At 69.0% G+C, this 9,194-nt stretch carries 5 protein-coding genes, 1 pseudogene and 1 riboswitch; of the genes and pseudogenes, 3 read left to right on the plus strand and 3 right to left on the minus strand.

The genetic code is table 11. The features are described from left to right. A pseudogene (locus ON39_RS22955) lies at window positions 1-2,769 on the minus strand (pyruvate carboxylase); the annotation flags it as partial. A 115-nt stretch (window positions 2,770-2,884) separates the two neighbouring features. Beyond that, on the minus strand, window positions 2,885-3,757 hold the full coding sequence (locus tag ON39_RS22960) for a glycosyltransferase family 2 protein (RefSeq protein ID WP_157195504.1): 873 nt from the start codon (window positions 3,755-3,757) through the stop codon (window positions 2,885-2,887). Window positions 3,758-3,971: 214 nt separating this feature from the next. Then, window positions 3,972-4,194, plus strand: a riboswitch (cobalamin riboswitch). Window positions 4,195-4,402: 208 nt separating this feature from the next. Here ON39_RS22960 and metE point away from each other — a divergent pair. Beyond that, on the plus strand, window positions 4,403-6,670 hold the full coding sequence (gene metE / locus ON39_RS22965) for a 5-methyltetrahydropteroyltriglutamate--homocysteine S-methyltransferase (RefSeq protein WP_040737515.1): 2,268 nt from the start codon (window positions 4,403-4,405) through the stop codon (window positions 6,668-6,670). Window positions 6,671-7,040: 370 nt separating this feature from the next. Here the strand turns inward: metE and ON39_RS22970 are convergent, their stop codons facing one another. Further along, the gene (locus ON39_RS22970; RefSeq protein WP_040737517.1) at window positions 7,041-7,418 is read right to left on the minus strand and encodes a nuclear transport factor 2 family protein; all 378 of its coding nucleotides are present in this window, start codon (window positions 7,416-7,418) and stop codon (window positions 7,041-7,043) included. Window positions 7,419-7,535: 117 nt separating this feature from the next. On the opposite strand from ON39_RS22970, the gene ON39_RS47510 reads away from it, so the two are divergent. Then, window positions 7,536-7,709 carry a DUF1737 domain-containing protein gene (locus ON39_RS47510; RefSeq protein ID WP_083894637.1) on the plus strand — a complete coding sequence of 58 codons (174 nt, stop codon included), beginning with the start codon at window positions 7,536-7,538 and terminating at the stop codon, window positions 7,707-7,709. 117 nt (window positions 7,710-7,826) lie between these two features. Further along, on the plus strand, window positions 7,827-9,194 hold a 1,368-nt coding region (locus ON39_RS22975), incomplete at its 3' end, for a short-chain fatty acyl-CoA regulator family protein (RefSeq protein ID WP_040737519.1).

The following is a 9,194-nucleotide window of genomic DNA, read 5'->3' on the forward strand; positions in this document are numbered from 1 at the left end:
CGGAACGGCTCGGGCCAGCCGCCGGCCGGAGTGCCGAGATCGCCACGCAGGAAACCGATCACCGAGTCGGGGGATGTCGTAGCGGCCGGGGTCGGCGGCGAAGTCCTCGATGTCGACGCCGGTGCCGACCAGCGCGAGCGCGAGGTCGCCGACCACCTTCGACGACGGGGTCACCTTGATCAGCCGGCCCAAAAGCCGGTCGGCGGCAGCGTATTTCGCCTCGACCTCTTCGAACCGGTCGCCGAGTCCGAGCGCGATGGCCTGCTGACGCAGGTTCGACAGCTGACCACCGGGGATCTCGTGGGTGTAGACCCGGCCGGTCGGGGCGGGCAGCCCGGACTCGAAGGGCGCGTACACCTTTCGCAGCGCCTCCCAGTACGGCTCGAGGTCGCACACGTTCTGCAGGTTCAGGCCGGTGTCGTAGTCGCTGTGCGCGGCGGCCGCGACGATCGCGGAAAGCGCTGGCTGACTGGTGGTTCCGGCCATCGCCGCGCTCGCGCCGTCGACGGCGTCGGCCCCGGCCTGCCAGGCCGCGAGGTAGGTCGCCAGCTGGCCGCCCGGGGTGTCGTGGGTGTGCACGTGCACCGGCAGGTCGAAGTTGCTGCGCAGCGCGGTCACCAGGGTCGCCGCCGCGGGCGCCCGCAGCAGCCCGGCCATGTCCTTGATCGCGAGGATGTGCGCGCCCGCGTCGACCATCTGCTCGGCCAGCTTGAGGTAATAGTCCAGGGTGTACAGGGTTTCGTCGGGGTTGGACAGGTCCCCGGTGTAGCTCATCGCGACTTCGGCTATGGCCGTGCCGGTTTCGCGCACCGCGTCGATCGCCGGGCGCATCTGATCGACGTTGTTGAGCGCGTCGAAGATGCGGAAGATGTCGATGCCGGTCGCGGTCGCCTCGGAGACGAACGCGCGGGTCACCTGCTCCGGATACGGCGTGTACCCCACGGTGTTCCGGCCGCGCAGCAGCATCTGCAGACAGATGTTGGGCACCGCCTCGCGCAGGGCCGCCAGCCGCTCCCACGGGTCCTCGTACAGAAAGCGCAGCGCCACATCGTAAGTCGCGCCGCCCCAGGCCTCGATGGACAGCAGCTCCGGCGTCATCCGCGCCACGTGCCCCGCGACGCCGAGCAGGCCGTTGGTGCGCACCCGGGTGGCCAGCAGCGACTGGTGCGCGTCGCGGAAGGTGGTGTCGGTGACCCCGACCGCCTTCTGCGCGCGCAACGCCTGCGCGAAGCCCTCGGGGCCGAGCGCGAGCAGCCGCTGCCGCGAGCCGTCCGGCGGCGGCGCCGACAGATCGATCGGGGGCAGCTTGTCGTGCGGGTAGACCGTCGTCGGCCGCTCGCCGTGCGGCTTGTTGACCGTGACGTCGGCCAGGTAGGTCAGGATCTTGGTGCCGCGGTCGGCCGAGCCGCGCTGGTTGAGCAGCTCCGGACGCTCGTCGATGAACGAGGTGGTGACCCGGCCCGCCTTGAAGTCCGGGTCGTCGAGCACCGCGAGCAGGAACGGAATGTTGGTGGTGACACCGCGAATTCGGAACTCGGCGAGCGCGCGCTGGGCCCGCGACACCGCGGCGCCGAAGTCGCGGCCGCGGCAGGTGAGCTTCACCAGCATGGAGTCGAAGTAGGCGCCGATCTCCGCGCCGAGGTTGGCGCCGCCGTCGAGCCGGATGCCCGCGCCGCCTGGCGTCCGGTAGGCGGTGATGCGGCCGGTGTCGGGGCGGAAGCCGTTGTTCGGGTCCTCGGTGGTGATCCGGCACTGCATCGCGGCGCCGCGGATGCTGACCGTGTCCTGGCTGAGGCCGAGCTGTTCGAGGGACTCCCCCGCCGCGATGCGCAGTTGCGACTGCACCAGGTCCACGTCGGTGATCTCCTCGGTCACCGTGTGCTCGACCTGGATGCGCGGGTTCATCTCGATGAAGACGTGGTTACCGCGCTCGTCGAGCAGGAACTCGACGGTGCCCGCGCAGCTGTAGCCGATCTCCTTGGCGAAGGCCACCGCGTCGGCGCAGATGCGTTCCCGCAGTGCGGGATCCAGGTTCGGCGCGGGCGCGAGCTCGATCACCTTCTGGTGCCTGCGCTGCACCGAACAGTCGCGCTCGAACAGGTGCATCACGTTGCCGTGCTGGTCGGCCAGGATCTGGACCTCGATGTGGCGCGGATTCACCACCGCCTGCTCGAGGAAGACGGTCGGATCGCCGAAGGCCGACTCCGCCTCGCGCGAGGCGGCCTCGATGGACTCGCGCAGGTGCTCGGCGTCGGCGACCCGGCGCATGCCGCGCCCGCCGCCGCCGGCGACCGCCTTGACGAAGATCGGGTAGTCGAGTTCCTCGGCGGCCGTGAGCAATTCGTCCACGTCGGCGGACGGCGCGCTGGAGCGCAGCACCGGCAGCCCGGCCGCCCTGGCCGCCGCGATGGCCCGTGCCTTGTTGCCCGCGAGCTCGAGCACCTCGGCGGACGGGCCGATGAAGGTGATGCCCTCGCGGGCGCAGGCCGCCGCCAGGTCCGGATTCTCCGACAGGAAGCCGTATCCGGGGTAGACGGCGTCGGCGCCCGCGGTCTTGGCCGCGTCGATGATCGCGTCGATCGACAGGTACGCCCGCACGGGGTGCCCCTGCTCACCGATCTGGTAGGACTCGGCCGCCTTCGTCCGATGGACCGAGTTGCGGTCCTCGTAGGGGAAGACGGCGACCGTCCCCACGCCGAGTTCGTAGGCCGCGCGGAAGGCCCGGATCGCGATCTCGCCGCGGTTGGCGACCAAGACTTTCGTGAACATTGACCTAAGGTACCCGCCCTCGGCCCCCGCACAGACAGGGAAGGGGCCTTCGCAGGGATCTTCACAACGTGGTCTAGCAGCGTTGCGAAGATGTGTTCATCCGGCCGTCACATCCTCAGATCCAGTGCATCGTGCGGTGGCGCAGGCCGCCGCGGAATTGACCCACCGCGAGGCCGATCATCAATCCGCGTTCCTCGGCGGCCAATCCTCGAGTAAAGGGAAGACGAATCATCCGTAACAGAACTTCTGGCAGATGAATTTCGGGCAAACCATTACCCGGGAATTCCGCGTTCAGCCGCGCCAGCCCTATCCCGCGGCTGCGCCCCTGCCGATATCCCGGACGGAAGCCGCGACGGTATCGATAGGCGACGAGCGCCTCCGGCAGATATCCGAGACGGTAGCCCTCGCGATGGGCGCGCCAGCCGAATTCGAGATCCTCGTTGGCGGCGAAGGAGACGTCCTGGCCGCCGAGCTTCCGATAGACCTCCGCGCGGCACGCCATGCTGGTCCCGATGATCACAGATGCGTAAACGCCCGGCGGCTGGAATTTGTCGGGCGCCGGGATGGCGGCGACGCGGCGCGGGTTCTCCGCGTTGAGCGAATCGCCCTCGACGGCCGAACAAGTCAGGTCATAGCCCTCGTCTATGAACTCGACCATGCGGCTCACCCAATTCGGGTAGACCCGGTCGTCGTGATCACAGAACAGTAAAATCTCGCCCGAGGCGCGGTCGGCTCCGGCATTTCGGGCAAAAGCGGCGCCGGAGGCGCCCGACGCGTCGATCCACTCGACTTTCAGCCGATTACGCGCCGGATGGTTCTCTATGTGCGTGCGCACGTCGATCGGCGAGCCATTGTCGGCTATTACGACGTCGAATTTCCCCCTATAGTCTTGACGCGTCAAGGCGTCCAGCTGTACGTCGAGCAGATCTCGACTCTCCGCCGTCCCGATGTACGTTGGAATGACGATCGATACCGACCGTTCAGTCACCACAAGCACTCCTGCTATCGAATCCCCCACGCCGGAGCCCTCCCCCGAGTGTGCCAACTTTAATCATAAATCCAAAAGCGCGGCTACACCCGAGTTCCGTGGTCTTGCTCACCGTTTCGCGCCCCCGCGCGCCCCGCCGTCGCGCATCGCCCCTTATGCTGGGTGGTGCAGCTGGTTCACCGCGCGCGTACGAGATGGAGCCCCGTCGTCGCGTCGCGGAGTCGAGTTCGCTTGCCCCGAAAGGGCGGACGAGCGAGAGGGAACCCGGTGAGAATCCGGGACTGTCCCGCAGCGGTAAGCAGGAACGACCGCCGTCACACGCACTGGGCACGATGCCCGGGAAGCGACGGCCAGTAGGAAACCTCCGGCGTCGGCCGGGGACGGCCGGGAGGCCGGCGCCCGCGAGTCCGAAGACCTGCCAGCCGTGCCGGATACGCCGTATCCGGCGGCCACCGCCTCGTGGATTTGGGCGCGCGGTTCTACCAGTACTGATGTGTCGGGCTCTGTTGTCCAATCTCCCGGCGGGTCACCGGTAGCCGCGCGCTCGCTATGGCGAAGGCCTCACGACCTCGTCGTTCGCACCTGGGCGCCGCGTAGCTGTCCGCTCGCGACGCTCGCGAACGACACCAGCACTGGAGAGACAACGTGACTGTTGTAAATCAGACACCGTTCACCGCAACGGTTCTCGGGCTACCCAGAGTCGGACCGCGGCGAGAGCTGAAGCGGGCCACCGAGTCCTACTGGGCGGGCAAGATCGACGCCGGCCAGCTGCACGCTGTCGCGCGCGACCTGCGCCGCGCCCAACTCGCCGAATTACAGGCCGCGGGCCTGGATTCGATTCCGGTGGGCACCTTTTCGTACTACGACCAGGTACTCGACACCGCCCTGCTGCTCGGCGCGCTGCCGCCGCGGGTGGCCGGGATCGCCGATCCGCTCGATCGGTACTTCGCCGCCGCGCGCGGTAACGACGAGGTCGAACCGCTGGAGATGACCAAGTGGTTCGACACCAACTATCACTACCTGGTGCCGGAGATCGGCCGGGACACCGTGTTCTCGCTGAACGCGGAGAAGTTGCTGCACGAGGTGCGCGAGGCGCTCGACCTCGGCGCGCCCGCCCGCCCGGTGGTGATCGGGCCGATCACCTTCCTGAAGCTGGCCAAGGCGAGCGGCGGCGCGGCGCTGGACCGGCTCGCCGAGCTCGTCCCGCTGTATCGCGAGTTGCTACGCCTGCTCGCCGAGGCCGGCGTCGGCTGGGTGCAGATCGATGAGCCCGCGCTGGTCACCGACCTCACCGAGGCCGAAACAGCGCTGGTGCGAAGCACTTACGCCGAGCTGTCGGCGTCGGCCGCGCGTCCGGCGATTCTGGTGGCGACCTACTTCGGCCATCCCGACGCGGCGCTGACCGCGCTGGCGAGCACCGACATCGAGGGCGTCGCGCTCGACTTCACCTCCGGCAGCACCGTTTCCGACGTGGCGGGCGTTCCGGCGCTGGCGGGCAAGCTACTGGTGGCGGGCGTGGTCGACGGGCGCAACGTCTGGCGCGCCGACCTCGACGCGGCCCTGACCACCCTGGGCACCCTGCTCGGTTCCGCTGCCGCCGTGGCGGTTTCGACGTCCTGCTCGCTGCTGCACGTGCCGTACACGCTGGCCGCCGAGACGGGGCTGGACGAGCGGCTGCGGTCGTGGCTGGCCTTCGGCGCCGAGAAGGTCGCGGAGGTGCGCCTGCTGGCGACCGCGCTGACCGAGGGCACCGAGGCGATCGGCGCCGAATTGGCCGACGTGCGTGCGGCATTGGCCACCAGGCAGGCCGATCCCCGGCTGAACGATTCGACGGTGCGGGCCAGGCTGGCGGAGCTGGGGCCCGACGCGATCCGGCGGGCGCCGGCCGAGGAACGCCGGGCCCTGCAGCAGGAGCAGTTGGGCTTGCCGCCGCTGCCGACCACCACCATCGGCTCGTACCCGCAGACCTCGGCCATCCGGCTGGCCAGGGCCGCGGTGCGCAAGGGCGAGATCGATGACGCGGAGTACGTGCGCCGGATGCGCGCCGAGGTCGCAGATGTCATTGCGCTGCAGGAGAAGCTGGGCTTGGACGTGCTCGTGCACGGCGAGCCGGAGCGCAACGACATGGTGCAGTACTTCGCCGAACAGCTCGACGGTTTCGCCGCCACCGAGCAGGGCTGGGTGCAGTCCTACGGCACGCGCTGCGTGCGGCCGCCGATCCTGTTCGGCGACGTGACGCGGCCGACGCCGATGACCGTCGACTGGATCAGCTACGCCCAGTCGCTCACCGAGAAGCCGGTCAAGGGCATGCTCACCGGGCCGGTCACCATTCTGGCCTGGTCGTTCGTGCGCGACGATCAGCCGCTCGGCGACTCGGCGCGGCAGGTCGCGCTGGCGATCCGGGACGAGACGGTGGACCTGCAGGCCGCGGGCATCCGCATCATCCAGGTCGACGAGCCGGCGCTGCGCGAGCTGCTTCCGCTGCGCAAGGCCGACCAGCAGGCCTACCTCGACTGGTCGGTGCAGGCGTTCCGGCTCGCCACCTCCGGCGTCTCCGACGCCACCCAGGTGCACACCCACCTGTGCTACTCGGAGTTCGGCGAGGTGATCGACGCGATCGCGGGGCTGGACGCCGACGTGACCTCCATCGAGGCGGCCCGCTCCCGCATGGAGGTCCTCGACGATCTCAACGCCGCCGGGTTCGACCTGGGCGTGGGCCCCGGCGTCTACGACATCCACTCGCCGAGGGTGCCCAGCGTCGAGGAGATCACCACCTCCCTCCGCGCCGCTCTCAAAGCCGTTCCCGCCGAACGCCTCTGGGTCAACCCCGACTGCGGCCTCAAAACCCGAGGCCAAGCCGAGGTAGCGGCGGCGTTGCGCAACATGGTCGCCGCCGCCACCGCCGTGCGCTGACGGTTCAACGCGGTTCCGCCTCCTTCGTGGTCACGAAGGGGGCGGAACCGCGTTGTGTGCTCCCTCGAGGCCGGAGCCTCAGCCGCAGTGCGGGCACCGCTTGCACCTCAGTCGGATTCAGGCTCCGGCCGCGTCGGCCGGCGCCGCCGGGAGGTGTATCGCTCGCACGGTTCGGCGGTGCGCTTGAGCGGTTGCTTGCGCGACTTGGCGCTCATCCCCCGCCGCCACGCCGTGTGACATCCCGGACATCGATCCATCCCAACCCCTCCTCGCATTTCGTGAACCACTCCATGATTCGCCCCTAATCACCTTCGACGCGCGGGGCGGTGGTTCGGTTCCGAGGGGTTGCTGCGGATTTTCCGGCGACCGGTCAGGCCTGCTGCTCGAAGGCGCGGTTGATGACGCCCATGTCGAAGTAGTCGCGCCAGGCGACGATGGCGTCGTCGGCCACCTCGAAGACACCGGTGACGGGCAGCGGGATGCTGCGGTCCGCGCCGCGCAACGTGTCGGTGCGCTCGTTCATGACCAGGTTGCCCGAGGTGATCTGATGGTGGATGTCGAAGTCGATGGCCTCGAAGGTGGCCAGGAAGCCGGCGATGAAGTCGCGGATGGCGGCGCGGCCGACCACCGGCTCGAGCGGGATGTTGTGGTACACAGCGTCTTCGGCGAAGAAGGCGGCGATGCGGTCGGGGTCCGGGTCGGACCAGCTGCGGCACATGTCGCGGACGAGTTCGTCGGGTGTTGGCATGGGGCTGGCTCACTTTCTCAGGCCGGGTGGGCGAACCGCGTTGCGCGCGACGCCCTCTCGATTGAACCAAGCAATTGCTCGGTTAGGAACCTTTTGCCCTAGTCCTAAGCTGAGGACATGACCGACCAACCTCTGCGCTACCGCCTGATCACCGGCGTCGACGACGCCTCGTTCTGCGAACGGATCAGCGGCCTGCTCGATCAGGGCTATCGCCTGCACGGCTCCCCCGCGGTGACCTTCAACGGCACCGACGTGATCGCGGCGCAGGCGCTGGTCTGGGAGGGCCGGTAACCCTTCGCACGCTACGCAGCCGGGATCTGTCGCAAATTACCTTGCAGCGCCATATTTTCACACCGAAGAAGCGTGGATATTGCGATGATTGCGAATACCCGGGGCTACGATCTTTCCGTGCGGAAGATGTATGCGGGCGCGCGCCTTCGGCGATTGCGCGAGGAACGCAGACTCACCCAGGCGGCGCTGGCCAAGTCGCTCGACCTGTCGCCGAGCTACCTCAACCAGCTGGAGCGCGATCAGCGCCCGCTCACCATCCCGGTCCTGCTGAAACTCAACTCCACCTTCGATCTGGACGTCCAGTTCTTCGCCGCCGACTCCGACGCCCGCCTCGTCTCCGACCTGCACGAGGTGCTGATCGACGCCGCGGGCGGGCACACCGCGCCGCTGACCGAGGTGGAGGAGCTCGCGACCAGGCAGCCCGAGGTGGCCAGGATCGTCGTCGCGATGCACCGTCGCCTGCGCGCCGCCACCGACCAGCTCGACCTGCTCTCCGCCCGGGTGTCCGCGCCGACCGGCGCGCCGGGCATGCCCATGCCCTACGAGGACGTCCGGGACTTCTTCTACGACCACCACAACCACATTCCGCAGCTCGACATCGCCGCCGAGCAGCTGTTCGAGCAGTCCGGCCTGACCATCGGCTCGCTGGATCGCCAGCTCGCCCGGGTCGCCGAGGAACGCGCCGGGGTCACCGTGCTGGTGCGTGGCGACGGCGCGGACCCGTCCATTCCGAAGCGGCACTACGACGCCGACAGCCGCACGCTGACCCTGGCCCGGCGACTTCGCCCGGGGCAGCGGGCATTTCAGATCGCGACCACGCTCGCGTTCCTGCTCTACGGCGCCGACCTGGACGGCGTGCTCGCCGAAACCCCCTCGCTCACCGGCGAATCCCGCACGCTGGCGCGGATCGGGCTCGCCAACTACTTCGCCGGCGCGCTGGTGCTGCCGTACGGGCGGTTCCTGCGCTCGGCCGAGGAGCTGCACTACGACATCGACCTGCTCAGCCTGCGCTTCGAGGTCGGCTTCGAGACCATCTGCCACCGGCTGAGCACCCTGCAGCGCCAGGGCCAGCGCGGGGTGCCGTTCTTCTTCGTCCGCACCGACCGTGCGGGCAACATCTCGAAACGCCAGTCCGCCACGGCCTTTCACTTCTCCCGGGTCGGCGGTAGCTGCCCGCTGTGGGTGGTGCACGAGGCGTTCGCGCACCCCGGCCGCGTGCTCACCCAGATCGCGGAGATGCCGGACGGGCGGCGCTACCTGTGGGTCGCGCGCACCGCGATGACCGCGCCGCACGGATTCGGCACCGCGACAAAGAACTTCGCGATCGGGCTGGGCTGCGACATCGAATACGCCGACCGGCTGGTGTACTCCTCGGGCCTGCAGCTCGACGACCCCGCCACGGCGGTGCACATCGGCGCGGGATGCAAGGTCTGCGAACGCCCGTCGTGCCCGCAGCGCGCGTTCCCGCACATCGGCAGCCCGCTC

The sequence above is a fragment of the Nocardia tenerifensis NBRC 101015 genome (genome assembly GCF_000308715.1).
Classification (GTDB): domain Bacteria; phylum Actinomycetota; class Actinomycetes; order Mycobacteriales; family Mycobacteriaceae; genus Nocardia; species Nocardia tenerifensis.